We start from the raw sequence: 25,341 nt of genomic DNA, 5'->3' as shown, positions 1-25,341 counted from the left end.
TCGCCATGATGGCAAACAACGGCGTGCCCCGTCATATGCAGGCAGGCCGTTGTTGCGGATCTGTGGGCGGGCCTTAATCGTCCGCCGGTAAATCTGTTGGGGTTTCCAGGGCGCGAATGGTTTGGCGCAAATACACCACCAGTAATAAGCCCGGGATAGCCACCAGCGCCGAAAACACAAAGAAATGCGCCCAGCCCAAGGCCAACACCAGATAGCCCGACGCCGGCCCGACATACACGCGGCCAAACGCGGCCAGCGCCGAGAGCAAGGCAAACTGGGTTGCGGTAAAGCGCGGATTACACAAGCTCATCAAGAGCGCGACCGCCGCCGTGGTGCCCATGCCGCCGGCGAGGTTTTCACCGCCAATCGCGGCGTACAGCAGCAGCAGGTCCGGCGCACCATGCAGGGCGATAATCCAGTAGCCTAGATTGGTGAGAGCCTGCAGCACCCCAAATACCAACAGTGCGCGATACAAGCCCCAGCGCAGCATCAACACCGCGCCGGCAAAACCGCCGACAATGGTGGCGATCATGCCGAAGACCTTATTGGCCGAGCCGATCTGGCTTTTGACATAGCCCATATCCAGCAGGAATTTGGTCGATAAGCTGCCGGCAAACGCATCGCCCAGCTTGTAGCCCACCACCAGCAGCAAGAGCCAGAGCGCGCCGCGGCGGGTGAAAAATTCGTGCAGTGGCTCGAGTACCGCTTCGCGCAGCGATTGCGGTGGCCGTGGCAGGCCGGTGGGCTCGGGCGCAAGCAAGGTCACCAGCGCCATGCCGGCCATCATGGCCGCCATCGCCCAATAGGTGTGCTGCCAGCTCAAAATGCCATCGGCCAGAATCAGCGCCAATGCGCCGGAGGTGAGCATGGCCATGCGGTAGCCAAACACCCCCACCGCCGCGCCAGCGCCGCGCTCGGTTTGTTGCAGGGTTTCGGTCCGGTAGGCGTCGATCACCACATCCTGGGTGGCGGAGAAAAACGCCACCAGCACGGCCAGCACCGCAAAAGTGGCCAGATGGGTTTGCGGGTCGAGCCCGCCCATGGTGGCAATCGCGCCGGCCAGCGCCAGCTGGGTGAGCAACATCCAGCCGCGGCGGCGGCCCAAGAGCGGCAGTGGAAAGCGATCAATCAGCGGCGCCCAGAGGAATTTCCAGGTGTAGGGCTGCCCCACCAGAGTAAACCAGCCGATGGTTTTCAAATCCAGCCCGGCATCGGACAGCCAGGCTTGCAGGGTGGAGCCGGTGAGTGCCAGCGGCAAGCCGGAGGCAAAACCCAGAAACATCGCCGCAGCAATGCGGCGATTGGTAAAAACGGCCAGATAATGACTGAGCTGCATGGGGTATTGCCTTAGGGGCTATTGTTATTGAGGTGTATGGCTTGATACGTGGCTAGGTATTGATTTAGAGCGGGTAGTCATAATCGACAATCAGCGGTGCATGATCGGAAAACTTCTCGTCTTTATAAATACTGGCCGCGCGCGCGGTGGCCGCCAGCGCCGGGGTAGCGATCTGATAATCGATGCGCCAGCCCACGTCTTTGGCATAGGCTTGGCCGCGATTGCTCCACCAGGTGTAGCCGGGGATTTCGGGATACAGCGTGCGCCAGGTATCGACCCAGCCGCTGCCCAGTAATTGGGTCAGCCACGCGCGTTCTTCGGGCAAGAAGCCCGAATTTTTCAGATTGCCTTTCCAGTTTTTCAGGTCGATTTCATTGTGCGCGATATTCCAGTCGCCCATGATGATCACATCGCGACCGGATTCGCGCAGCTCGTTCAGCCGTGGCCAGAAGCGATCGAGAAAACTGAATTTGACATCCTGCCGCTCTTCCGACGACGAACCCGACGGCAGATACAGCGATACCACCGAGAGATTGCCAAAGCGCACTTCCAGATAGCGGCCTTCGGCATCGATGTCGGCAATGCCCAGCCCGGTAATTACCGCATCGGGCTCGCGGCGGCAATACAGGCCCACGCCGCTGTAGCCCTTTTTCTCGGCGTAATGGAAATAGGCGTGAAACCCGGCCGGGGTATGCTCGGGCTTGATATCCGCCGCTTGGGCTTTTAATTCCTGCACGCCGACTACGTCCGCGTTCTGGCCCTCAAGCCAGGTGAAAAAACCTTTGCTGGTGGCCGAACGGATGCCGTTCAGGTTGGCAGAAATGATGCGCACGCGGCGATTCCTTGTTCAAATCAATGATATGCTTCTAGCTTGTATTGTGATTTACGAATTAGGACTATCCCATGAGCGACTTCCGTCAGGACTTCATCCGTTTCGCAGTAGAGCAAAAAGTGCTCTGTTTTGGCGATTTTATCACCAAAGCCGGCCGCAACTCGCCGTACTTCTTTAATGCGGGACTGTTTAGCGACGGGGCATCGGTGGGTGAGCTGGCGCGTTTTTACGCGCAGGCGGCCATTGCCTCTGGGGTGGAGTTTGATGTGCTGTTTGGGCCAGCCTATAAAGGCATTGTGCTGGCTTCGGCGACGGCTGTGGCGCTAGCCGGCGCGGGGCGCAATGTGCCCTTTGTGTTCAACCGCAAAGAAGCCAAAGATCACGGCGAAGGCGGAGTACTGGTGGGCGCGCCACTCAAGGGGCGCGTGATGATTATTGATGATGTGATTTCAGCGGGCACTTCGGTGCGCGAATCGGTCAATCTGATCCGCGCGGCCGGGGCTGAGCCGGCCGGGGTGCTGATAGCGCTGGATCGCATGGAGCGCGGTCAGGGTAGTCTGTCGGCGGTGCAGGAAGTCGAGCAACAATTCGGCATGCCGGTTATTCCTATTGCATCTTTGCAAGATTTGCTGGCATTTCTTGCTGATCAGCCCGGAATGACTGAGAATCTGGCGAAAGTTCAACAATACCGTGCCCAATACGGTGTTTAAAAGATAGGTAATCAAGCGGCCATGATGCGTGGGTGTTTACTGGCAGTTTTATTGATGTGTGCCTGGCCAGTCGCCGCCGGCACCGTATATCGCTGGGTGGATGAGCACGGCAAGGTGCAATTCAGCGATAAACCCCCGTCTGGCCAAAGCCGCGACCTCACCACGCTGGATAAATCCGGCCGCTCGCGTAGCAGCGGTGTGATGAGCGAGGCCGAGCGCGCTGCGGAGCTGGAACGCCAGCGCGCGCAGATAGAGCAGCGGCGCAAAGATAAAGCACTGCTGCAGTCATTCTCTTCGCCGGATGAGATTGATTTATTGCGCGATCGCCAGCTCGAGGCGCTGGCCGCCGGCCAGCAAACCAACCGCCTGCGTATTCAAACTATTCAGGAGCGCAATAAAAAGCTGCAAACGCAAGCTGAGCGCTTCCAGAAGCAAAAAAAACCGTTACCTGCCGATTTACAAGCACAACTTGATCAAAATCGGGATGAAATCCAAGTAATTGAGCAATTATTGCAGCAGCAGGATCAGGAAGCGGTGAAAATCCGCCAGCGGGCCGAGGCTGACAAAGCCCGCTTTATCCAGCTGCGCAATTTTGCGCCCAATTAAGTCGGTAAGGCCCGCTACGTAAGGGTTTTACGGTGTTGGTGGCCATCCGGCAGGCTGGCACACTGCGGTTCAAAATAATCTGTGAAGAACGAGATGACAGCACAAACTCAAGCCCGAATTGTTCTTGGTATTGATATTGGCGGCACCGGCATTAAAGGTGCGCCGGTCAATCTGGAAACCGGCGAGCTGGTGGCCGAACGCCACCGCATCGACACCCCGCAGCCCGCCACGCCCGAAGCGGTGGGGCAGGTAGTGAAACAGATCGTTGAGCATTTCAACTGGCAAGGCCCGATTGGCTGTACCTTTCCAGCGATTGTGCATAATGGCGTTACCCTGTCGGCCGCCAATGTGGATAAAAGCTGGGTGAATGCCCCGGCGCAACAGATTTTGGCTGATGCCACCGGTTTGCCTCTGATTGTGCTGAATGATGCCGATGCGGCGGGCCTGGCCGAAGTGGTGTTTGGCGCGGCTAAAGGCCGCAGTGGCAAAACCATCGTGATTACGCTGGGTACTGGCATCGGTAGCGCGCTGATCGTTGATGGTCAGCTGATTACCAATACCGAATTTGGGCATCTGATTTTCCCGAAAGACACCATTGCCGAGAAATATTGTTCGGCCAAGGTGAAGGAAGATCTCGACCTGAAATGGAAAGACTACAACCCGCGTCTGAATGCGTATCTGGAGCACATTCAGCTACTGTTCTCGCCTGATCTGGTGATCATTGGTGGCGGGATCAGTAAAAAGGCCGATAAATTTATCCCCGAAATGCAAAATCTGCGTTTCGAGCTGGTGGCGGCCACACTGAAAAATGAAGCTGGCATCGTCGGCGCGGCGCTGGAGGCGGCCAAACATTTTAAAGTGTAGGTATGGCTGGCAAGTGATTGTCCTGTAAGCCTTTCTGACCAATACCCCGGCATGGCCGGGGTTTTGTTTTTTGGGCTTGGTGCGGGTAAGGGCTCGCTGGTGGTCTGCTGGCCTGATACCCACGCGACCCATTAAGGCCCTCATGCCAGATTTGCATGCCGCGATGAAAATCATTCCTGCTGACTCAAGTGCCTGTTTTGCCGTAGAATATTGCCCCTTTACCGTAGTTTGAGGCCCAGTGCCATGCTTTATCCTGTTCGATATGATGTGATTGTGGTCGGCGGTGGTCACGCCGGCACCGAAGCCGCGCTCGCCAGTGCGCGGATGGGGCGTAAAACCCTGTTGCTGACCCACAATATCGAGACACTGGGCCAGATGAGTTGTAACCCGTCGATTGGCGGCATTGGCAAAGGCCATCTGGTAAAAGAAGTGGATGCGCTGGGCGGCGCGATGGCGCTGGCCACCGATATGGGCGGCATTCAGTTCAAAACGCTCAATTCCAGCAAAGGCCCAGCCGTGCGGGCAACCCGGGCGCAGGCCGATCGCGTGCGCTACAAGGCGGCGATTCGCGGCATGCTGGAAAATCAGGAAAACCTCGATATTTTCCAGCAGGAAGTCAGCGATCTTTTGCTGGAAGGCGATAAAGTCACCGGCGCCGTAACGCAAATCGGCATTCGTTTTTCAGCCAGCGCCGTGGTGCTGACGGCGGGGACCTTTTTGGGCGGCAAGATCCACGTTGGGCTGGAAAACCACGTTGGCGGTCGCGCGGGCGACCCGGCCTCGTTAACTTTATCGCAGCGCTTACGGGAATTACAGCTGCCGGTGGGCCGCCTGAAAACTGGCACCCCACCGCGAATTGACGGCCGCACGATTAATTTTGCCGTGCTTGAGGCACAACCGGGCGACACGCCCGAGCCGGTATTCTCGGTGCGCGGCCATCGCGGTTTGCACCCCAAGCAACTGCCGTGCTGGATTGCGCACACCAATCTCAAAACGCATGAAATTATCCGCAGCGGTTTTGACCGCAGCCCGATGTTCACCGGCAAAATCGAAGGTGTGGGCCCACGCTATTGCCCAAGTATCGAAGACAAAATCAATCGCTTTGCCGATAAAGACAGCCACCAGATTTTCCTTGAGCCAGAAGGCCTCGATACCAATGAGTTTTACCCGAACGGCATCTCGACCAGCTTGCCGTTTGATATTCAGCTGGCGGCCGTGCAATCGATTCACGGCTTGGAAAACGCGCGCATTCTGCGCCCCGGTTATGCGATCGAGTACGATTATTTCGATCCACGCGGGCTGAAAAACAGCTTTGAATCCAAAGCCATCGCCGGCCTGTATTTTGCAGGTCAGATTAATGGCACTACCGGCTATGAAGAAGCTGCGGCGCAGGGCTTGTTTGCCGGCTTGAATGCCGCGCTGTATGCCCGCGACGAAGCGCCTTGGTGTCCGGGCCGCGATGAGGCGTATCTGGGCGTGCTGGTGGATGATCTGATCACCCGTGGCGTGACCGAGCCGTATCGCATGTTCACCAGCCGGGCCGAGTATCGCCTGCAATTGCGCGAAGACAATGCCGATTTGCGCCTGACCGAGCATGGCCGCCGCTTAGGGCTGGTAGGTGATGCGCAATGGCAGATGTTCAGCGAAAAACGCGAAGCCATCGAGCGCGAATTCGAGCGGCTGAAATCAACCTGGGCCAATCCGCGGATTTTGGCCGCCCATGAGGCCGAGCGCGTGCTGGGCAAAGCGATTGAGCGGGAATACACACTGGCCGAGTTATTACGCCGCCCTGAAGTCAGCTATCAAAGCCTGATGACGCTCGATATTGCCGGCCCGGGCGTTAGCGATGAGCAAGTGGCCGAGCAGGTTGAAATTCAGGTGAAATACCAAGGCTATATCGAGCGGCAGCAAGACGAAGTGGCCAAGCGCGATGCGCTTGAAAATGTGCCGCTGCCGGCGGATTTCGATTACAGCCAAGTGTCGGGCCTGTCGAAAGAAATTCAGCAAAAACTCACGGCCCAACGCCCGCAAACGCTGGGCCTTGCCTCACGCATCTCGGGCGTGACGCCGGCGGCGATTGCGCTGCTGTTGGTCTATCTGAAAAAAGCCAAGCAGGCCGCCGAGAAACAAGCCTAAATCAGGAAAAAGCATGAGTAACGGGATTGATCTGGCCGCGAAACTCGCCACGGGCCTCACCGCGATGGACTTGGCGATTGGCCCGGTCGAGCAGGAAAAGCTGCTGGCCTATGTGGCCTTGCTGGCCAAATGGAATAAAACCTACAGCCTGACGGCAATCCGCGAGCCGGAGCGCATGGTGACGCATCATTTGCTCGATTCGCTGGCACCGCTGCCATTTTTACCTGCTAGCGCGCTGCGGATGCTGGATGTGGGCTCTGGCTTTGGCACTCCGGGTATTCCGCTGGCGATTGTGCGCCCCGAATGGCAGCTGACCTTGCTGGATTCCAACCACAAGAAAACCACCTTTTTGCGGCAGGCCTTGCTAGAGCTGCAATTGCCGAATGTTACGGTGGTAACAGATCGGGTCGAGGCTTATCAACCCGAGGCCGGCTTTGACATCATCACCTCGCGCGCCTTTGCCGATCTGGGTGATTTTGTGCGCTGGACGAATCATCTGTTGTTGCCAACCGGTGAATGGGCTGCGCTCAAGGGGGTATATCCTCACGAAGAAATCACTCATTTGCCTCCAGATGTATACGTAGTAGGGGTAGATGCACTGCAAGTGCCGGAGCTGGCCGCGGAGCGCCATCTGGTGCATGTGCGTCGCCAGGCTTAATCCAGCTCAGGCGTTGCGTTTGCGAAAGTAAAACGTCAGCGCCGGTGAATGGTCAGCCCAGTCTGCGCTGAAGCGGGTAAACTATCGGCTTTGCTGTACCGACGACACCGTGTCGAGAGATTCTGATGAAAATACTGGCCATCGCAAATCAAAAAGGCGGCGTGGGCAAGACCACCACGGCAGTCAATCTGGCTGCCAGCCTCGCGCATCTGGGGAAAAAGGTGCTGCTGGTGGATCTGGACCCGCAAGCGAATGCCACCATGGGCGCCGGCATCGATAAGGCGCGTTTGGCGCATTCGGTGTATTCGCTGTTGATTGGTGAATCAGCGATTCGCGATACCTTGGTTGAATCAGAAACCGGCGGCTTTAGCGTGTTGCCCGCCAATCGCGATCTGGCCGGTGCCGAAGTCGAGCTGGTGGAAGCCGAGGCGCGCGAAGGGCGCTTGAAAGCTGCGCTGAGCGAAGTGGCGGCCGAATACGATTACATCGTGCTCGATTGCCCGCCGGCGCTGAATTTGCTGACGCTCAATGGCCTGGTGGCTGCCGATGCCGTGATGATTCCGATGCAGTGCGAATACTATGCGCTGGAAGGTTTGTCGGATCTGGTGAACACCCTCAAACGCATCAAGCAGCATCTGAATCGCAAGATTGAGATCGAAGGTTTGCTGCGTACGATGTTTGATCCGCGCTCCACCTTGGCGCAGCAAGTCTCTGATCAGCTGGTGAAGCACTTTACCAGCAAGCTGTATCACACCGTCATTCCCCGCAATGTGCGGCTGGCCGAGGCGCCAAGCTATGGACGCCCCATTTTGGCTTACGACAAATCGTCTAAAGGCGCGCAAGCCTATTTGCAGCTGGCCGAAGAGTTGTTGGCGCGGCATAACGCCCTCGAAGTCGCGCCCGCCATCTAAGGTGAGGTGCGCCCCAATCATTCCGCAAACCTAGACAATAGTGGCTCACCCCGAGGCAGGGGCGGGCAGGGATAACAGCATGGCAAGCAAGAAATTCAAAGGCCTCGGCCGTGGCCTTGACGCATTGATGGGCGATACTGCCGCCCAAGACACCCTAAAAACTCTGCCGGTTACGGCTTTGCAGCCGGGTAAGTACCAGCCTCGCACGCTGATGAATGAAGCAGCGCTGCTGGAGCTGGCCGATTCGATCCGGGCGCAGGGCTTGATGCAGCCGGTGCTGGTGCGCGAAATCGCGCCCGAGCGCTATGAAATTATCGCCGGTGAACGGCGTTGGCGGGCCTCGCAACTGGCGGGGCTGAGTGAGATTCCCGCGCTGGTGCGTGAAATCGCCGATGAAGCGGCGCTGGCGATGGCGCTGATTGAAAACATCCAGCGGGAAAATCTCAATCCGCTGGAAGAGGCGATTGGCATTCAGCGGTTGATGGATGAATTTGGTCTGACTCAGGAAGCCGCCGCGCAAGCCTTGGGCAAATCGCGCCCGGCGATTGCCAATTTACTGCGCTTGCTAAATTTGGTGGAGCCAGTGCGTGAGTTGCTGCTGGAAGGGCAGCTCGATATGGGCCACGCTCGCGCACTGCTGGGCCTGCCGGCAGAACGCCAGCATGAGGCCGCGCGGCACGTGGTGATCAAGGGTCTCACCGTGCGGGAAGTTGAGGCGCTGGTGAAAAAATGGCTCAGCGAGCCCGCGCAAGCACCGATGGTGAATAAACCAGCACTTAAAGCTGAGTGGGAAAGCAAAGCCACGGAACTTGGCGCCCGTTTAGGCACCAAAGTGCAGATTCAGGCCGGCTCGAAGGGGAAGGGGAAAATCACCATCGAGTACCTCGACGAGGCGCAATTGGCTGCATTGCTGGCCCAGTTGTAAGTTCGACAGCGGTTTGCACCAAAATGTGGCGAGCTCGGTGCGGCTTGGCTTAAACGATGATTACTCGTTAAAAAAGAAAGGCTTTTGTTTTATCCGTCTGGCATCAAAGCGGGAAAATAAATGCCATGAAGTCAATGTGTAAAATTGACGTAGGGCAAATCTACTCCGTATAATCGCGGGGTTTCGCTTACGGTGAAATGATGGTCAAGACGGCACAAATTCGGGGCGTGATCCGCCTCAAAGTGGCAATTACGATAGTACTCGCCCTCGGCCTGTTCTTGATTTTGGGTCAAAACGAAGCAATTGCAAGTGGTATAGGTGGAATCATCGCCATCGCGGGCAGTCTGTTGTATGCCTTGATCGCCTACAGCGTCAAGTTTGCGCCCGCCGCCGAATTGATGCGTCGCCACTTTGCTGCCGAGATGGCCAAGCTTTTTATGACGTTGCTGAGTTTTGCAGCGTTGTTTGTTGTATACCAGCAAGCCGCCTGGTTGTGGGTGTTCGTAGGTTACCTCGCAGCCGCAAGTGCTTACTGGTTTGGGCTTTTAATTCAATTTGACGGTAAAAAGTAGATCATGGCACAAGATGCAACTAGTTATATCCAGCACCATTTGACCTTTGCCAAATCCGCGAGCGGCGTCCATCTGGATACCTTCTGGATTGCGTTGGTTCTGGGTCTGGCCTTCGTCGCCCTGTTTGCCTACGTGGCAAACAAAGCCACTTCTGGCGTGCCAGGTCGCCTGCAAAACTTCGTTGAGCTGATTGTCGAAATGGTCGACACCCAGATCAAGGATGCTTTCCACGCCAAATCGAAAGTGATCGGCCCACTGAGTCTGACCATTTTCTGCTGGGTATTCCTGATGAACAGCATGGACTTCTTGCCGGTTGATCTGCTGCCTACCATCGCCCAATGGATCGGTCACACTTTCTTCGGTATGGATCCTCATCACGTTTATCTGCGTGTCGTACCTACCGCTGACGTAAACCAGACTTTCGCAATGTCACTGACAGTGATGCTGCTGATCATTGGTTTCTCGATTTCTGCTAAAGGCCTGTTTGGCTGGATCAAAGAGCTGTTCACTGCCCCATTCCACGCCGAAGGCTTGGTAATGACCATCATCCTGATGCCAGTTAACTTTGCGTTCCAATTGATCGAGCTGGCCGCTAAGCCAATCTCTCTGGCACTGCGTCTGTTCGGTAACATGTACGCCGGTGAGTTGATCTTCATCTTGATCGCGCTGCTGCCATGGTGGATCAACTGGGTGCTGGGCGCGCCATGGGCGATCTTCCACATTCTGGTTGTAACCCTGCAAGCTTTCGTATTCATGATGCTCACCATCGTGTACCTGAGCTTGGCTGTAGAAGACCACTAAAATTTTCGTCCGGTGACGTGTGTCGGTTGGGTGCACGGTGTCGGACAAAGATTTACCCAACCTAGTAACTTTTGATTTAAACCTTAGGAGTATCAAAATGGCTGCACCTGAAGTAATTGCTTCCGTACAAGGCATGACTGTTATCGCTGCTGCGATCATCATCGGTCTGGCTGCGATCGGCACTGCACTCGGTTTCGCAATCCTCGGTGGTAAATTCCTCGAGTCTTCTGCTCGTCAACCAGAAATGATCCCAGTTCTGCAAACTAAACTGTTCATCATCGCTGGTCTGTTGGACGCGATCTCTATGATCGGCGTTGGTGTTGCTATGCTGTACACCTTCAACAACCCATTCCTTGCTGCCCTGACTGCTGCTGCTCACTAATCATTTGATCAGCCTTTAAGGAGGACTTTCAGCGTGGAATTTAATGCATCTCTCATAGGTCAGATGATCACATTCGCGATCCTGATCTGGTTCACGATGAAGTTTGTTTGGCCTCCGCTGACCAAGATGATGGATGAGCGTGCGAAGCGTATCGCCGACGGCCTGGCCGCGGCGGACCGCGCCAAGCAAGATCTCGAAAATGCTGAGAAAAAATCAGCAGATAAACTGCGCGAAGCTAAACAGCAGGCCGCAGAGATCATCGCTCAGGCAGAAAAACGCGCTGCACAACTTGTCGAAGAAGCTAAGAGCAATGCTAAGGCCGAAGGCGAACGCCTGTTGGCCGGCGCTCAAGGTGAAATCGAACAGCAAATCCAGCAAGCCAAAGAATCACTCCGTCAGCAAGTGGCCACTCTGGCCGTTGCCGGCGCTGAGAAGATTCTGCAGCGTGAAGTAGACGCTGCTAAGCATGCTGACATGCTGTCATCTATCAAAGCGGAATTGTAAGACAGTCATGGCAGAACTTATCACAGTCGCTAGACCCTACGCTGAAGCGGTTTTCCGCTTGGCCAAAGAGAGCAACACGCTTGCTCAATGGTCGGACATTCTCGCCAAGCTTGCGTCCATCGCGAGTAACGACGATGCCCTTGCAGTAGTGGCTAATCCGAAGTGTTCTGCGGCACAGGTTCAGGAGCTCCTCGCGGGGCTTCTGGGCGGTGAGGCAAGCGCTGAGGTTAACAACTTCCTGGCAACAGTACTCGAAAATCGCCGCTTTACCACTCTGCCGGCGGTAGCTGCTCTCTTCGAAGAGCTCAAAGCTGCAGATGAAGGTGTGGCGCAAGCACATATCGAGTCTGCTTTTGCTGTGACTGATGCCCAACTGGCCGAACTGACGGCTACGCTCACTCAGCAACTCAAACGCAAGGTTACGGCCGATGTTAGCGTCAACCCCGATTTGATCGGTGGTGTGAAGGTGACCATTGGTGATCTGGTTATCGATGCCTCTGTTCGTGGCAAATTGACCGCACTTGCAACGAGCCTGAAGAGTTAGGAGAAATCATGCAACTTAATCCGTCCGAAATCAGTGAACTGATTAAAGCTCGGATCCAGAATCTGCCTCAAGGCGCACAGTCCAGCACCACTGGTACTGTTGTGTCGGTAACTGATGGTATCGTGCGTGTGCACGGCCTGTCAGAAGTTATGCAGGGCGAGATGCTGGAATTCCCTGGCAATACCTACGGTCTGGCGCTCAATTTGGAGCGTGACTCAGTAGGTGCCGTAATTCTGGGTGACTACAAACACATCGTCGAAGGCGACGAAGTGAAATGTACCGGCCGTATTCTGGAAGTTCCAGTTGGCCGCGAATTGGTAGGCCGCGTAGTGAATGCGCTGGGTCAGCCAATCGATGGTAAAGGCCCTCTGGGTACCGACAAATTTGCACCAATCGAGAAAATTGCTCCTGGCGTAATTGCACGTCAGTCAGTTGCTCAACCAATGCAAACCGGTATCAAATCAATCGACACCATGGTGCCGATTGGTCGTGGTCAGCGTGAGCTGATCATTGGTGACCGTCAGACCGGTAAAACTGCCGTAGCTCTGGATGCGATCATCAACCAGAAAGGCACTGGCGTAACTTGTATCTACGTTGCGATTGGCCAAAAAGCCTCTTCGATCGCCAACGTGGTGCGTAAACTGGAAGAGCACGGCGCTCTGGCCCACACGATCGTGGTGGCCGCGTCTGCTTCTGAATCAGCTGCTCTGCAATACATCGCTGCTTACTCAGGTTGTACCATGGGTGAGTTCTTCCGCGATCGTGGCGAAGACGCTCTGATCGTTTACGATGATCTGTCGAAACAAGCCGTGGCTTATCGTCAGATCTCCCTGCTGCTGCGTCGTCCTCCAGGTCGTGAAGCTTACCCTGGTGACGTATTCTATCTGCACTCACGTCTGCTGGAACGTGCGGCCCGTATCAACGCTGAAGAAGTTGAAAAACTGACTAACGGCGAAGTGAAAGGTCAAACAGGTTCACTGACTGCGCTGCCGATCATTGAAACGCAAGCCGGTGACGTGTCTGCATTCGTACCAACCAACGTGATTTCGATTACCGACGGTCAGATCTTCTTGGAAACTGACTTGTTCAACGCGGGTATCCGTCCTGCGATGAATGCCGGTATTTCTGTATCGCGTGTAGGTGGTGCGGCGCAAACCAAGATCATCAAGAAACTGGGTGGTGGTGTACGTCTGGCTCTCGCGCAATATCGCGAGCTGGCTGCATTTGCTCAGTTTGCCTCTGATCTGGACGAAGCAACTCGTAAACAGCTGGAAAACGGTAAGCTGGTAACTGAGCTGATGAAACAAGCTCAATACAGCCCAATGAAAGTGAGCGAGCTGGGTGTGACCCTGCTGCTGATTAACAAAGGTGTTTATGCAGACATCGCTGTTAACCGCGCACTGGCATTTGAAGCCGCGTTCCTCAGCCACCTCAAGGCAAACCACGCCGACGTACTGGCCCGCATCGACGAGAAAGGTGAACTGTCATCTGACGACGAAGCTGCTGTACTGAAAGCTGCGGATTCCTTCAAGGCTAGCGCTGCGTACTGATTTGAGACGTCAATAAAAGGATCAGATCATGGCAGGCGGTAAAGAGATTCGTACCAAGATCAAAAGCGTAAAAAACACGCAGAAGATCACCCGCGCCATGGAAATGGTAGCTACGTCGAAAATGCGCAAAGCTCAGGATCGCATGAAAGCGGCCCGCCCTTACGGTGAAAAAATCCGTAATGTGGCCGCTCACCTGAGCGCTGCGCTGGTTGACTATGCACACCCATATCTCCAAAAGCGCGACACCGTCAAACGGGTTGGCCTGATTGTGGTGACTTCGGACAAAGGTCTGTGTGGTGGCTTGAACACCAACTCCCTGCGTCTGGCTTTCAATAACATGAAAGATCGTCACCAGAATGGCATTGAGACGGTTGTAACTGCAATCGGTAATAAGGGTCTGGGCTTCATGAACCGGAATGGCGCGAAAGTGATTTCGCATGTTACCGGTTTGGGTGATACCCCACATCTGGAACAGCTGATTGGCCCGATCAAAGTGATGATCGATGCCTACGTAGCTGGCGAAGTAGACGAAGTGCACCTCGTTTACACCCGCTTCATCAATACGATGAAACAAGAGCCAGTTGCCGAGCAGTTGCTGCCATTGTCGAGCGATGCATTCGAGCCGGCACAAAAACCGGCCCGCACTCATAACTGGGAATACCTGTATGAGCCGGATGCGAAGACTGTGATCGATGAATTGATGAACCGTTACATCGAGGCATTGGTTTACCAAGCCGTAGCGGAAAACATGGCATCGGAACAAGCAGCTCGGATGGTGGCAATGAAGGCCGCAACCGACAATGCCGACAAGGTAATCGGCTCCCTGCAACTGCTGTATAACAAAACGCGTCAAGCTGCGATTACGAAAGAGCTTTCGGAAATCGTATCTGGTGCCGCTGCAGTTTAATGGGCCCTGACGGATTAACTGGATTAGGAAAAACGATGAGCCAAGGTAAAATCGTACAAATCATTGGACCAGTTGTTGACGTGCAATTTCCACGCGACAACCTGCCCAAGGTGTATGACGCGCTCAAACTGGTCGATATCGATCTGACGCTGGAAGTCCAGCAACAGCTCGGTGACGGCGTAGTGCGTGCGATCGCCATGGGTAGTACCGATGGTCTTAAACGTGGCCTGCAAGTTGCTAACACCGGCGCAGCTATTTCTGTGCCTGTAGGTAAAGCGACTCTGGGTCGTATTATGGACGTATTGGGTAACCCAATCGATGAAGCAGGTCCTGTGAACGCCGAGGCAACTCGCGCTATTCACCAAGCTGCTCCAAAATTTGATGAGTTGAACCAAACCATCGACCTGTTGGAAACTGGTATCAAGGTAATTGACTTGGTATGCCCGTTTGCGAAAGGTGGTAAGGTTGGTCTGTTCGGTGGTGCCGGTGTAGGCAAAACCGTAAACATGATGGAACTGATCAACAACATCGCGAAAGCGCACAGCGGTTTGTCTGTGTTTGCTGGTGTAGGTGAGCGTACTCGTGAGGGTAACGACTTCTACCACGAAATGAAGGACTCTAACGTTCTTGATAAAGTGGCGATGGTTTATGGTCAGATGAACGAGCCTCCAGGCAACCGTCTGCGCGTAGCGCTGACTGGTCTGACCATCGCGGAACAATTCCGTGATGAAGGCCGTGACATCCTGTTCTTCGTAGACAACATCTACCGTTACACCCTGGCCGGTACTGAAGTATCAGCCCTGCTGGGTCGTATGCCTTCAGCCGTAGGTTATCAGCCTACCCTGGCCGAAGAGATGGGTGCGCTGCAAGAGCGTATTACTTCGACCAAAACTGGTTCGATCACGTCAATCCAGGCCGTATACGTACCTGCGGATGACTTGACTGACCCATCTCCAGCAACCACATTCGCTCACTTGGATGCGACTGTTGTATTGAGCCGTGATATTGCGTCTCTGGGTATTTACCCTGCGGTAGATCCACTGGACTCAACTTCACGTCAGCTGGACCCACAAATCGTTGGTGAAGAGCACTACTACGTAGCTCGCGGCGTACAATCTACGCTGCAGAAATACAAAGAACTGCAAGACATCATCGCGATTCTGGGTATGGACGAGCTGTCGCCAGAAGACAAACTGACCGTATCGCGTGCGCGTAAGATCCAGCGTTTCCTGTCTCAGCCATTCCACGTGGCCGAGGTATTCACTGGCTCTCCAGGCAAATACGTTCCGCTCAAAGAAACCCTGAAGGGCTTCAAGGGCATCCTGAACGGCGATTACGATCACCTCCCAGAGCAAGCCTTCTACATGGTTGGCGGCATCGAGGAAGCGGTCGAAAAAGCCAAGTCCATGCAATAAGGGGTTAAGCTATGGCCATGACCATGCATGTGGACGTAGTTAGCGCCGAAGAGCTGATCTACTCAGGCACCGCCGAGTTTGTCTCTGCGCCTGCCGAACGAGGTGAGATCGGTATCTTGCCGCGGCACGCGCCGCTGCTGACCCGCATCCGCCCGGGCGCGATCCGGATCAAGATCGCGAACTCGAACGAAGATGATGTCATTCTGTTTGTTTCAGGTGGCATGCTCGAAGTTCAACCGGATGGGGTAACGGTATTGGCCGATACTGCGATTCGTGGTGCAGACATCGATGAAGCCAAAGCGCAGGAAGCAAAGCGCAAGGCCGAAGAAGCATTGAAAAATCATGCTTCGTCGATGGATTTTGCCATGGCGCAGGCCGAACTGGTCGAAGCGGTTGCCAAACTGGCAGTTATCGACAAGATCAAACGGCGCGGCCACTGATCATCGCTGGACGATGTTCTGGACAAAAAAACCAGCCTACGGGCTGGTTTTTTTACGTCTTGTATTTGGATTATTTATGGGGTATTGCCCTATAAGTCAATCCAGATAATGCTTGGCGGGGTATACCCGGCCTTGGGCTAAATCCCCAATTTGCGCACGAAATGCAAATGCCCCATTTCGCGCTCATAGCCCATCTTCTGATACAACCGGTGCGCCTGTACGTTTTCCGGTGACGTTTCCATCGTCAAAATCGCTACCCCAATCGCCAGTGCTTCTTTTTCGACATGCGCGAGCAAGGTTTCGCCTAGTTTTTGTCCACGCTGGCTTGGCGCGACATACAGATCATTCAATACCCAGCTGCGGCAAAGAAACATCGACGAGAAACTGGTGTAGACCTGCGCAAAAGCCACGGCCTCGCCGCCTTGGTTGCGGGCAAGATACAGGCGCGAATCGCCATGAGCGAGCCGCTCAGCGATAAATGCGCGGGTTTGCTCAAAATCGGTACTGCAGTGGGCATAAGGAATGGCGTGATCGATATAAAACTGCCGATAGGCCTGATAGAGCGGGGCGAGGTCATCCAGATCGAGAATGCCAGCCTTGGTAATGCTGATGGTCATTGGTACGCACGATTGTTGTTGTAGTTGAGTTTACGATGGTACAAAAAAACCGAGCGCAAGGCTCGGTTTGTCGGTCAGGCTGTTGTAAAGCCGGTGAGCTTAAATGCCGTCTTGCGGGTTATTGAGCTCGAGGCGCGCTTCCAGTGCGGCGACACGGGCTTCCAGCTGCACCACGGTTTCGCGCGTGCGCGCCAAAACTTCCTGCTGGATTTCGAATTCTTCGCGGGTTACCAGATCCAGCTTATTAAACGCACTGCCCATCATGGCGCGAACGTTTTTTTCCATGTCTTTGGCAGGGCTATTGGCCACGGCATCTGAGAGTTTGCTGGCAATTTCATCAAAGAATTTTTCTTTCAGCATGATCATGCTCCTAGTAAAGGCGGGTTCATCCATGAGTGTAGCAGATCGCCCTATAAAGCAATGCGCACAGCATGCACAAAAAAAGTGCACGCATGGGCTGGGGTCGATCTAGGCTGGTTCAAAATTGTGCAATCATCCATCGACTAAGCTGTAAAGGTCTGAAAATACGCCACTTTTGAAGTTGGCACGCTTCCTGCTGATAGTGGCCCGTCCACCCATTGATCGTTTCGTATCAGGAGTTAACCATGAAGTTCGTCACTGCGATTATCAAGCCCTTCAAGCTCGATGAAGTGCGCGAAGCCCTGTCAGAAATCGGCGTACAAGGTTTGACGGTCACCGAGGTAAAAGGTTTCGGCCGGCAAAAAGGCCATACCGAGTTGTACCGCGGTGCCGAGTACGTGGTTGATTTTCTGCCCAAAGTAAAAATTGAAATCGCCATCAGCGATGACTTGCTGGAGCAAGCCATCGAAGCGATCGAAAAAGCCGCCCATACCGGCAAGATCGGTGACGGCAAGATTTTTGTCTTCGACTTGGCCCACATCGTGCGGATTCGTACCAGCGAAACCGGCGAAGCCGCCATCTAATTCGGACCGACTGGAGAGCGCATAATGAAAAAATTACTTGGTAGCTTGGCGCTGATCGGCGCCATGTTTTTCGCGGTGCCTGCGATGGCCGAAGAAGCCGCCAGTGCCGTGCAGGCTTCTGCAGCCACTGCGGTGGCGAGCGAAGTGAGCGCTGATGCAGCCTCAAGCGGGGCGAGTGCACCCGCCGCAGCTTCGGTGGTGGCTTCGGCCCCAGCTGCAGCAGCCCCAACCATCACCATTAATAAAGGCGATAACACCTGGTTGTTTGTCGCCACTGCCTTGGTGATTCTGATGTCGATTCCAGGTTTGGCGCTGTTCTACGGTGGCCTGGTGCGCAGCAAAAACATGCTGTCGGTGCTGATGCAAGTATTCACCGTCTTCAGCCTGATTTCGGTGCTGTGGGTGGTTTACGGCTACAGCGTGGCCTTTACCGAAGGCAATGCATTCTTTGGCTCGCTGTCAAAAGTGCTGCTCAAAGGCGTAACGCCTGATTCGATTGCCGCCACCTGGAATAAAGGCATTGGCATCTCCGAGATGATCTATATCGCCTTCCAAGGTGCCTTTGCCGCTATTACTTGTGCGCTGATCGTGGGCTCGTTTGCGGAGCGCATCAAATTCTCGGCCGTGCTGGTGTTCTGCGTGATCTGGTTTACCTTCAGCTATCTGCCAATGGCGCACATGGTGTGGTACTGGGCTGGCCCTGACGCCTATACGTCGGCTGAAGCTGCTGCCGCTGCCACTGCGACTGCCGGTTATCTGTTCCAAGACGGCGCGCTGGATTTCGCCGGCGGCACCGTGGTGCATATCAATGCCGCAGTTGCTGGCCTGGTGGGTGCGTACTTTGTAGGTAAACGGGTGGGCTACGGTCGTGATCCAATGACCCCACACAGCCTGACTATGACCATGATCGGCGCTTCACTGCTTTGGTTTGGCTGGTTTGGTTTCAATGCCGGTTCGGCACTGGAAGCCAATGGCGTTGCCGCACTGGCGTTCATCAACACTTGGGTTGCGCCTGCTGCTGCAGCACTGAGCTGGTTGATTGCGGAGTGGATTCTGAAAGGTAAGCCATCATTGCTGGGGGCTGCTTCAGGTGCGGTTGCTGGTCTGGTGGTGATTACGCCGGCTGCTGGCTATGTGGGCGTGGGCGGTGGTCTGATCATGGGTCTGCTGGCGGGTGTGGCTGGTCTGTGGGGCGTGCATGGTCTGAAACGTCTGCTGGGCGCGGATGATTCGCTGGATGTGTTTGGCGTGCATGGCGTGTGCGGTATTTTGGGCGCGATCCTGACCGGTGTCTTCGCGAGCCCTGATCTGGGCGGCACTGGTGTGTGGGACTATGTGAGCAATAGCGTGGCCAGCGGCTACAGCATTGCCACGCAAGTGAAAATCCAAGCTATTGGTGTGGGTATTACGCTGGCGTGGTCCGGTGTTGTCGCGGCCATCGCTTACAAGTTGGTTGATATGACCATCGGTCTGCGCGTGAAAGAAGACGAAGAACGTGAAGGTCTGGATGTCACCAGCCACGGCGAGAAAGCCTACAACATGTAATTCGAGTTTGTTCCTGTGTGCTGTTCAGGCACTTTGATAAGCCCGCGCATCGAAGGATGTCGCGGGCTTTTTTTTGCGACTATCTTGACTAGACTGTAGGTGAAACTTAATCGAGGCTTGGTAGTTATGAAAAATTTGCCGATTCGTCACTGGCTGCTGATTTTGGCCGCCACCTTGATTGCCGGCTTGCTCGCCTTGGCGATTAATGCCTGGGCCAGTCAAAAGCTGGTTTCGGAAAAAATCGCTCGCGCCAGCGTGCTGGCTAAACAAAGCAATGCGCTAGGCCGGCTGCGTACCGATGTCACCCAGATTACCCTCGTCGCGATGGATAATATCGTCGATAAAGACGAAGGCCAGGTGCAGCCTGAGCGGATAAAAGAAACCGAAGCCCTCAGTCAGAGCATTCGCCAAGCCATCGAACAAATCGAAGCCACGGCCACGCGTGAGCAGATGCTCTCCCTGTTTAGCAAATTGCAGCAAGGGGTGGCGAGCGATTTGCCCCGGATTATTGCTGCCCGCGCCGATGAAGCGGCATTTGCCGCGATTGATGATTTGATTGACCAAACCGGTGAGCAGCTCGCGACCCTAGTTGATACCGAAGATCAGCGTGTTCAAGCCGCCTTTGCTGCCGCCCAAAGCGAGCAAGAAGCGGCAGTGGCCGAGGCCACCCGTAATCTATTGGTGCTCAATGTGCTGGTGGCCTTGTTTGTCTGCGGCATGCTGGCCCTGGTGGCGCGGCGGATTTATCAGCCGCTGGAAATCGAGCCCTTGGCCTTGCGGGAATTGGTGGCCAAGATTGGCGCAGGTGATCTGAGCCAGACTATTCATGCCCATCGCACCGATTCGGTGCTCGGCGGAGTGGCGCAAATGCAGCGTGAACTCGGGCAGGTGGTGCAGGCCATTCGGCAAGTGTCCGATCAGGTGTCGGTTTCCGCCACCGGGCAAGATGCCCGAGTGCATGATTTGCGCGCTCGCGTGCATACGATGAATGCCTCGGTCTCTGGGATTCAAGAAAGCGTGGCCAGCACCAATCAGGGTCTGCAGCAAATGACTAGCAGCACGGAAATGGCGATTGAACTCGCCCGTGCGGCCGGCTCGCAAGCCGGCGAGGGCATTCATAGCATCCAAACCGTTGCCGGCAGTATTCGCACGCTGGCCGATAGCATTAATATCGCGGCCGATGAAGTGCAGGATCTCGGCAATCAAACGGCGGCCATTTCCGGGTTGGTGATCAGCATTCGTGAAATTGCCGACCAAACGAATCTGTTGGCCCTCAATGCCGCCATTGAGGCCGCCCGCGCCGGCGAGCAAGGGCGTGGTTTTGCGGTGGTGGCCGATGAAGTGCGCAAACTGGCTGAGCGCACCACACAGGCCACCCAAGACATCGTCACGGCCATTGCCAGTATCCGGGATAAAACCGGTTTGGTGGTCTCGGGCATGAATCAGAATGTGACCCTGGCTGATCAGGGCCTACAGCAAACCCAGCAGGCCGAAGACACCATGGGCCGCATCGTTGATAGCAGCCAGCAGGTGGTGCAAGCGGTGGATGAACTGCTGCAAGTGATGGCCATGCAAAGCGAACAAAGCGAACGCGTGGCTGAGCTGGTCAGCACAATTGAACGGGGCGCGCAGGATAATCTGCGCACCTTTGATGCCGCCGCCAGCCAAACCCGTGAGCTGGGCAGCCAAGCGGCCGAACTAAAACAGGCGGTAAGCCGCTTTAAGCTATGATTGATCTTCCGTGCCAATATGGCACAAGGGCAATTTTTTGCTGGTGTGCTCGAAAGGCCAGTTAAAAGTCTAATCGCCAAAATGTACCAATCTTGTGTGTCGCTGTTGAGAAGGTTGTTCAGGCAGGTTTGGAGAGATTCTTTAGACTGGCGCGTCAGAAATCAAAAGGCTTTGCCAAGTGGCAAAGCCTTTTGATTTCTAGTAAGCAGTAGCTAGTGGCTTAGTGACCAACTTGCTCAGCTGCTTTTTCACCGCTAGCGTGAGATTTTTTTGCTTTCTTAGCTTTGCTTGCACCGCTGGCATTTGCTTTGCTAATTTGCTCATTTTTCTTCTCTACAGACTTTTTAACGCCTGCAGTATTGTTTTCAGTTGCCATCGCAGATGCGCCGAACATTGCCAGAATAGCCGCCAGAATCGTAGTTTGAATCAGTTTCATGGGTAACTCTCCTTGGGTAATTGCAATCTAAATGTAGCTTTCGCCTTTTTGGCTTGAATATTATTTGTCGTGAAATTATATAAGGCAAGTTAAATTTCTGCTTCCTGACGGCGCTTGGTTTTATCTTGTTGGATTTGAATTGTGGCGACTATTTTTGATGAAAATGAGGGCAAGCTTCATTGATGACTGATCTGGCGTAAGCAATATTGGCGGAGCAGTAGCTTCATTCGAATTTCTGAAGCTAGACTCCTGCCTGCGCGGCTTGGCGAGCCTTTTGTACGCCACATTCGCGGGAGGCCACTTGCCAGAATTCGGCGAGATCCAGGCTCTCTTGTTCTTGCGCCGCAATGCGGGCGGCTTCGACGGTGGCCAGGTGCTGATGCAAGACGCCGATCACCACTGGGTCGAGTTTGCCGTCTTGCGCTAGCTCATCCAGCATCTGCAGTACGGCATTCGGAGCGAGGCCGGCCCGATAAGGGCGATTTTCGGTGAGGGCGGTATACACATCGGCCACGGCCATGATGCGCGAGCCCAGTGGTAATTCGTTGGCGGTGCGATGGTAGGGGTAGCCGCTGCCATCTAGCCGTTCATGATGGCTAGATGCCCATTGCGCTACGTCTTCCAGCCCTTTGATATTGCCCAGAATATCCAGCGTGATGTAGCTGTGTGAGCGCACGCGCGCCATCTCGGTCTGGTCGAGCTTGCCATTGCGCTCGATGTATTCGCTGGGCACGGCCAGCTTGCCCAAATCATGCAAATAGCCGGCAATGCGCATTTTGGTGCATTCCTGCGCCGTCATCCCGATTTGCTGGGCGATGATTTCGGCCGTGATGGCCACCCCGGCCGAGTGGGTGGCGGTGAAATGGCTGCGCGAATCGATCACCAGCGCAAAAAACTGGGCAAATTGCAGCATCTGCTGCAGATCCAGCTCAATATTATCGAACGGTGCCGCATCCATCAGGATGCGATCCAGATTGCGCGAGAAGATATCCAGCCAGAAGCTCTCATGCTGGGCGAGCTGGACAAACTCGTCCACCAGCTGTGGGTGAAATTTGCTGCCGCGCACCGCCTGAATCTGTGCCACGATTTGCGGCACGGCACCAAGGATATTCTCTTGCCCTTGCGCCAGCACTTCAATGCGATCGGCCAGATAAATCAGATGGCTGTAGGTGGGCACTGCTTGGCCGGCATGCTGCGTGCCCGCGCCATGTTGCCACTGCACATGGTGGCAGCGCACCAGCGGTGCATAGCGCCGGAAGGCCGGAAAGCGTTCCAGCAGCAAAGCCCCCAGCGTGGCATGGGTGTGCGGATCGACCTCTTCAAAGTCCAGCATGGATAAACGGTTTTGCAGGCCAATCGCGCCAATATCGTGGAAAATCGCCGCACCAAAGACTTCCTGATAGTCGGAATCGCTCAGCTGCAGGCTGCGTGCCAATTGCGAGGCAATTAGACAGGTGCGCTTCTGGTGCGAGCCCAGCGCCGGGTCGAGTAAATCTAGCGCGGTTGAGAGCGCGCAGATCATGTCAAAAAGCCGGATGCGGAAGGTTGAGATGCTGTCCATCGTCACATTGCGGTTGTACATACAATAGGCCTGCCCGGCAAAGGTGTTTCTCGGTTGTAGACAACATTCACCGCCTTGGCGCGGGCTTTTAGCGCCTGCGCCTGATGCGCGTCAAACTTGCTGGGGTGCCTTGGGTACTTTTCACCCCTTGCTTGTGCGCTTTGTCATGCGGGTTTGCCGCGCTTTCGGCGATACTGTCGGGCACTGCCAAGGAGAACCTCATGCACCGTACTTGTCGTATTCTGGCTTTGAGCCTGTGTCTGACCATTAGCGCCGCTTGGGCGGCTGGCCCCTGGCGTGAAGGTCGCGCCTATCAGCTGGGCGAGCGAGTGATGTATCACGGCCAACTGTATGAAGTCCAACAAGCCCACGATGCGGTGAAAGGTGCCAACTGGAATCCGGAAGCCGCACCAGCCTTGTGGCGCAAAGTGGACGCCCATGGTGATGGCCAATGGGGTGATCGCGGCAGCTGGCGGGAAGGGGTGTCGTATGCGCGCGGGCAATTGATTAGCTATCGCGGCCGCACTTATCGCTGCCTGCAAAGTCATAAAGCCGAGCGGGGCGCTGGCTGGACGCCAGAGAAAGCGCCTAGCCTGTGGGAAGCGGTCGAGCGCCCTTACCCGCAACCGCGCTAGTCATTCTTTTGGGTATTGCTCGCTAGGCTTTATTTTGAAAAGGCTTGCGGGCTATACCCCGTGTCTAATCTGATTGTGCGCCGCCATGGCGAATGCCGGCGGCGCCTTATTTTTTGTGGTCTGCATGCCCAAAATTATTATTGCCCCCGATTCGTTTAAAGAAACCCTTAGCGCCCCGCAGGTGGCGGCGATGATCGCGGCGGCGCTGCGCACCGAGTTGCCACAGGCGCAGTTGGTGCAGCTCCCGCTGGCCGATGGCGGCGAGGGCACGCTGACCACGCTATTGGAAGCCTGTGGTGGCCGGCTGGAGCAAGCACAAGTGCGCGGGCCATTGGGCCAGCCGGTGCTGGCGCATTGGGGCGTATTGGGCGACGGGCAAACGGCGGTGATCGAAATCGCCACAGCCTGTGGTTTGGCGCTGCTGGCGCCACATGAGCGCAATCCGCTACTCACCAGCAGCGAGGGCGTGGGCGATCTGATTCGTGCGGCGCTGGATCAGGGCATCCGCCGCTTTATTCTGGCCTTGGGCGGCTCAGCCACCAATGATGGCGGCAGCGGCATGCTGCGGGCACTGGGGGCGCAATTGCTGGGGCTCGACGGCCAGCCCTTGCCGCCCGGTGGTGCGGCGCTGGCCCGGCTGGCGCAGATTGATCTGAGCGGCCTGGATGCCCGCTTGCTGGAATGCGAGTTTGAGCTGGCCTGCGATGTGGATAACCCACTCACCGGCCCGCGCGGCGCCTCGGCGGTGTTTGGGCCGCAAAAAGGCGCGAGCCCGGCGCAGGTGGTGCAGCTGGATGAGGCCTTGCACCAGTTTGCCCATGTGATTCGCCGACAATTGGGCAAAGATGTAGAAGCCCTGCCCGGCGGCGGGGCGGCCGGAGGCATTGGCGCGGCGGCGCTGGCGTTTTTGTTTAATTGCCGGCTGCGGCGCGGCATTGATATCGTGCTGGAGGCGGTGCAGCTCACGCAGGCCTTGCAAGGTGCGGCGCTGGTGATTACCGGCGAGGGCTGTCTGGATGCGCAAACGCTGGCCGGCAAAGCCCCGTTTGGCGTGGCTCAACTGGCGCAGCAGGCGGGGGTGCCGGTGCTGGCGATTGTGGGCGCATTGCAAGCCAGCCCGCGCGAGCTGGAGGCGGCCGGAATTTTGGCAGCGTTTGACTGCATTCCGGCGCTGGCTAGCCGCGACGAGGTCTTGCTGCAGGCCGAAGCCAATCTCACCCGTACCGCGCAGCAGGTGGCGCGGTTACTGCGCCTGGGTATGTGGCTGAAAGACTGATCAATTAATCGCTTTCAGCCTATACCCTGCAGGCTGGCCTTATTCGATCGCCAGTAATTCCACTTCAAACACCAGCGTGGCATTCGGCGGAATCACATTGCCGGCGCCGCGGCTGCCATAGGCCAGATTGGGCGGACACACTAGACGCGCTTTGCCGCCCACCTTGATCTGTTGCACGGCTTCGGTCCAGCAGCGAATCACGCCCGAGAGCGGAAAACTCGCCGGCTGGCCGCGTTTATACGAGCTATCAAATTCCTTCCCATCTGGAAACATGCCGCGATAGTGCACGGTCACGGTATCCAGCGCCTTGGGCTGCGCACCTTTGCCCTCTTTGAGCATGGTGATTTCGATGCCCGATTCGGTTTTGACGGGTTTGGCGGCGTCGGCGGCCTGCGCGCTGAAGGCGAGGGTGGCGAGCAAGAGGCTACACAGGGCTTTCATTTTCGACTCCTGGGGTATGTGTTGGTAATCAATATATTAATTAGTTTTGGGGTTGATACATT

General features: G+C 55.7%; 28 protein-coding genes. 21 read left to right on the top strand and 7 right to left on the bottom strand.

From position 1 onward, the window contains the following. Nucleotides 1-73 precede the first annotated feature (73 nt). The gene (locus QV747_RS11335; protein WP_273431763.1) at nt 74-1,336 is read right to left on the bottom strand and encodes an MFS transporter; all 1,263 of its coding nucleotides are present in this window, start codon (nt 1,334-1,336) and stop codon (nt 74-76) included. Between the two features lie 64 nt (nt 1,337-1,400). Further along, complete coding sequence (locus QV747_RS11330; RefSeq protein WP_273431765.1) at nt 1,401-2,168, bottom strand: exodeoxyribonuclease III; 768 nt, start codon at nt 2,166-2,168, stop codon at nt 1,401-1,403. Between the two features lie 71 nt (nt 2,169-2,239). On the opposite strand from QV747_RS11330, the gene pyrE reads away from it, so the two are divergent. The 16 genes from pyrE (at nt 2,240) to QV747_RS11250 (ending at nt 16,093) form a co-directional block, all read left to right on the top strand. Further along, nucleotides 2,240-2,878 (top strand): orotate phosphoribosyltransferase, encoded by a 639-nt coding sequence (gene pyrE, locus QV747_RS11325; RefSeq protein ID WP_047391065.1) that lies wholly within the window; start codon nt 2,240-2,242, stop codon nt 2,876-2,878. Between the two features lie 54 nt (nt 2,879-2,932). Further along, a complete protein-coding gene (locus QV747_RS11320; RefSeq protein ID WP_273431767.1) occupies nt 2,933-3,484 on the top strand; it encodes a DUF4124 domain-containing protein in 552 nt (183 codons plus the stop codon). A 93-nt stretch (nt 3,485-3,577) separates the two neighbouring features. Next, nucleotides 3,578-4,348: a polyphosphate--glucose phosphotransferase gene (gene ppgK, locus QV747_RS11315; RefSeq protein WP_047391057.1), complete on the top strand. Its 771-nt coding sequence runs from the start codon at nt 3,578-3,580 to the stop codon at nt 4,346-4,348. Between the two features lie 243 nt (nt 4,349-4,591). After that, nucleotides 4,592-6,484, top strand: coding sequence for a tRNA uridine-5-carboxymethylaminomethyl(34) synthesis enzyme MnmG (gene mnmG / locus QV747_RS11310; RefSeq protein WP_273431769.1), 1,893 nt, complete (start codon nt 4,592-4,594; stop codon nt 6,482-6,484). 13 nt (nt 6,485-6,497) lie between these two features. Next, entirely contained in the window at nt 6,498-7,142 is a 645-nt protein-coding gene (rsmG, locus tag QV747_RS11305) for a 16S rRNA (guanine(527)-N(7))-methyltransferase RsmG (RefSeq protein WP_373317312.1), read from the top strand. A gap of 122 nt (nt 7,143-7,264) precedes the next feature. Next, nucleotides 7,265-8,053, top strand: coding sequence for an AAA family ATPase (locus tag QV747_RS11300; protein WP_197053753.1), 789 nt, complete (start codon nt 7,265-7,267; stop codon nt 8,051-8,053). A 79-nt stretch (nt 8,054-8,132) separates the two neighbouring features. Next, on the top strand, nt 8,133-8,978 hold the full coding sequence (locus QV747_RS11295) for a ParB/RepB/Spo0J family partition protein (protein ID WP_273431772.1): 846 nt from the start codon (nt 8,133-8,135) through the stop codon (nt 8,976-8,978). A 197-nt stretch (nt 8,979-9,175) separates the two neighbouring features. Further along, nucleotides 9,176-9,550 (top strand): ATP synthase subunit I, encoded by a 375-nt coding sequence (locus tag QV747_RS11290; RefSeq protein ID WP_028448333.1) that lies wholly within the window; start codon nt 9,176-9,178, stop codon nt 9,548-9,550. A gap of 3 nt (nt 9,551-9,553) precedes the next feature. Further along, nucleotides 9,554-10,351 carry a F0F1 ATP synthase subunit A gene (atpB, locus tag QV747_RS11285; protein WP_028448332.1) on the top strand — a complete coding sequence of 266 codons (798 nt, stop codon included), beginning with the start codon at nt 9,554-9,556 and terminating at the stop codon, nt 10,349-10,351. Nucleotides 10,352-10,466: 115 nt separating this feature from the next. Continuing rightward, complete coding sequence (gene atpE / locus QV747_RS11280) at nt 10,467-10,733, top strand: F0F1 ATP synthase subunit C (protein WP_369076719.1); 267 nt, start codon at nt 10,467-10,469, stop codon at nt 10,731-10,733. A 33-nt stretch (nt 10,734-10,766) separates the two neighbouring features. After that, the gene (locus tag QV747_RS11275) at nt 10,767-11,237 is read left to right on the top strand and encodes a F0F1 ATP synthase subunit B (RefSeq protein ID WP_028448330.1); all 471 of its coding nucleotides are present in this window, start codon (nt 10,767-10,769) and stop codon (nt 11,235-11,237) included. Nucleotides 11,238-11,244: 7 nt separating this feature from the next. Further along, nucleotides 11,245-11,781, top strand: coding sequence for a F0F1 ATP synthase subunit delta (locus QV747_RS11270; protein WP_273431775.1), 537 nt, complete (start codon nt 11,245-11,247; stop codon nt 11,779-11,781). A gap of 8 nt (nt 11,782-11,789) precedes the next feature. Beyond that, on the top strand, nt 11,790-13,331 hold the full coding sequence (gene atpA / locus QV747_RS11265; protein WP_028448328.1) for a F0F1 ATP synthase subunit alpha: 1,542 nt from the start codon (nt 11,790-11,792) through the stop codon (nt 13,329-13,331). Nucleotides 13,332-13,359: 28 nt separating this feature from the next. Further along, entirely contained in the window at nt 13,360-14,238 is an 879-nt protein-coding gene (atpG, locus tag QV747_RS11260) for a F0F1 ATP synthase subunit gamma (RefSeq protein WP_028448327.1), read from the top strand. Between the two features lie 35 nt (nt 14,239-14,273). Then, nucleotides 14,274-15,653, top strand: coding sequence for a F0F1 ATP synthase subunit beta (atpD, locus tag QV747_RS11255; protein ID WP_028448326.1), 1,380 nt, complete (start codon nt 14,274-14,276; stop codon nt 15,651-15,653). Between the two features lie 11 nt (nt 15,654-15,664). Next, nucleotides 15,665-16,093, top strand: a complete 429-nt coding sequence (locus tag QV747_RS11250; protein ID WP_273431779.1) for a F0F1 ATP synthase subunit epsilon — start codon at nt 15,665-15,667, stop codon at nt 16,091-16,093. 137 nt (nt 16,094-16,230) lie between these two features. Here QV747_RS11250 and QV747_RS11245 read toward each other — a convergent pair whose 3' ends face one another. Both QV747_RS11245 and QV747_RS11240 read right to left on the bottom strand, forming a co-directional pair. Beyond that, nucleotides 16,231-16,710: a GNAT family N-acetyltransferase gene (locus QV747_RS11245; RefSeq protein ID WP_047391036.1), complete on the bottom strand. Its 480-nt coding sequence runs from the start codon at nt 16,708-16,710 to the stop codon at nt 16,231-16,233. Between the two features lie 99 nt (nt 16,711-16,809). Next, nucleotides 16,810-17,070: an accessory factor UbiK family protein gene (locus QV747_RS11240; protein ID WP_028448323.1), complete on the bottom strand. Its 261-nt coding sequence runs from the start codon at nt 17,068-17,070 to the stop codon at nt 16,810-16,812. A 245-nt stretch (nt 17,071-17,315) separates the two neighbouring features. On the opposite strand from QV747_RS11240, the gene glnK reads away from it, so the two are divergent. The 3 genes from glnK to QV747_RS11225 all read left to right on the top strand — a co-directional run bounded on the left by glnK (nt 17,316) and on the right by QV747_RS11225 (nt 20,930). Next, nucleotides 17,316-17,654, top strand: coding sequence for a P-II family nitrogen regulator (gene glnK, locus QV747_RS11235; protein ID WP_028448322.1), 339 nt, complete (start codon nt 17,316-17,318; stop codon nt 17,652-17,654). A 24-nt stretch (nt 17,655-17,678) separates the two neighbouring features. Next, on the top strand, nt 17,679-19,199 hold the full coding sequence (amt, locus tag QV747_RS11230) for an ammonium transporter (RefSeq protein WP_273431783.1): 1,521 nt from the start codon (nt 17,679-17,681) through the stop codon (nt 19,197-19,199). Nucleotides 19,200-19,325: 126 nt separating this feature from the next. Then, complete coding sequence (locus QV747_RS11225; RefSeq protein WP_273431785.1) at nt 19,326-20,930, top strand: methyl-accepting chemotaxis protein; 1,605 nt, start codon at nt 19,326-19,328, stop codon at nt 20,928-20,930. 220 nt (nt 20,931-21,150) lie between these two features. Here the strand turns inward: QV747_RS11225 and QV747_RS11220 are convergent, their stop codons facing one another. Continuing rightward, nucleotides 21,151-21,366, bottom strand: coding sequence for a hypothetical protein (locus QV747_RS11220; RefSeq protein ID WP_273431787.1), 216 nt, complete (start codon nt 21,364-21,366; stop codon nt 21,151-21,153). 241 nt (nt 21,367-21,607) lie between these two features. Next, entirely contained in the window at nt 21,608-22,927 is a 1,320-nt protein-coding gene (locus QV747_RS11215) for an HD-GYP domain-containing protein (RefSeq protein WP_288791510.1), read from the bottom strand. A 221-nt stretch (nt 22,928-23,148) separates the two neighbouring features. On the opposite strand from QV747_RS11215, the gene QV747_RS11210 reads away from it, so the two are divergent. Both QV747_RS11210 and QV747_RS11205 read left to right on the top strand, forming a co-directional pair. After that, complete coding sequence (locus QV747_RS11210) at nt 23,149-23,562, top strand: carbohydrate-binding protein (RefSeq protein ID WP_273431791.1); 414 nt, start codon at nt 23,149-23,151, stop codon at nt 23,560-23,562. Nucleotides 23,563-23,686: 124 nt separating this feature from the next. Then, on the top strand, nt 23,687-24,838 hold the full coding sequence (locus tag QV747_RS11205) for a glycerate kinase (protein WP_273431793.1): 1,152 nt from the start codon (nt 23,687-23,689) through the stop codon (nt 24,836-24,838). A gap of 39 nt (nt 24,839-24,877) precedes the next feature. Here QV747_RS11205 and QV747_RS11200 read toward each other — a convergent pair whose 3' ends face one another. Continuing rightward, a complete protein-coding gene (locus QV747_RS11200; protein ID WP_047391021.1) occupies nt 24,878-25,279 on the bottom strand; it encodes an FKBP-type peptidyl-prolyl cis-trans isomerase in 402 nt (133 codons plus the stop codon). Nucleotides 25,280-25,341 lie beyond the last annotated feature (62 nt).

This window comes from uncultured Chitinibacter sp. (genome assembly GCF_945957625.1).
Taxonomy (GTDB): Bacteria; Pseudomonadota; Gammaproteobacteria; order Burkholderiales; family Chitinibacteraceae; genus Chitinibacter; species Chitinibacter tainanensis.
Note: the sequence above shows the minus strand (reverse complement) of the source record. Positions and strands in the feature narration are given on the sequence as shown.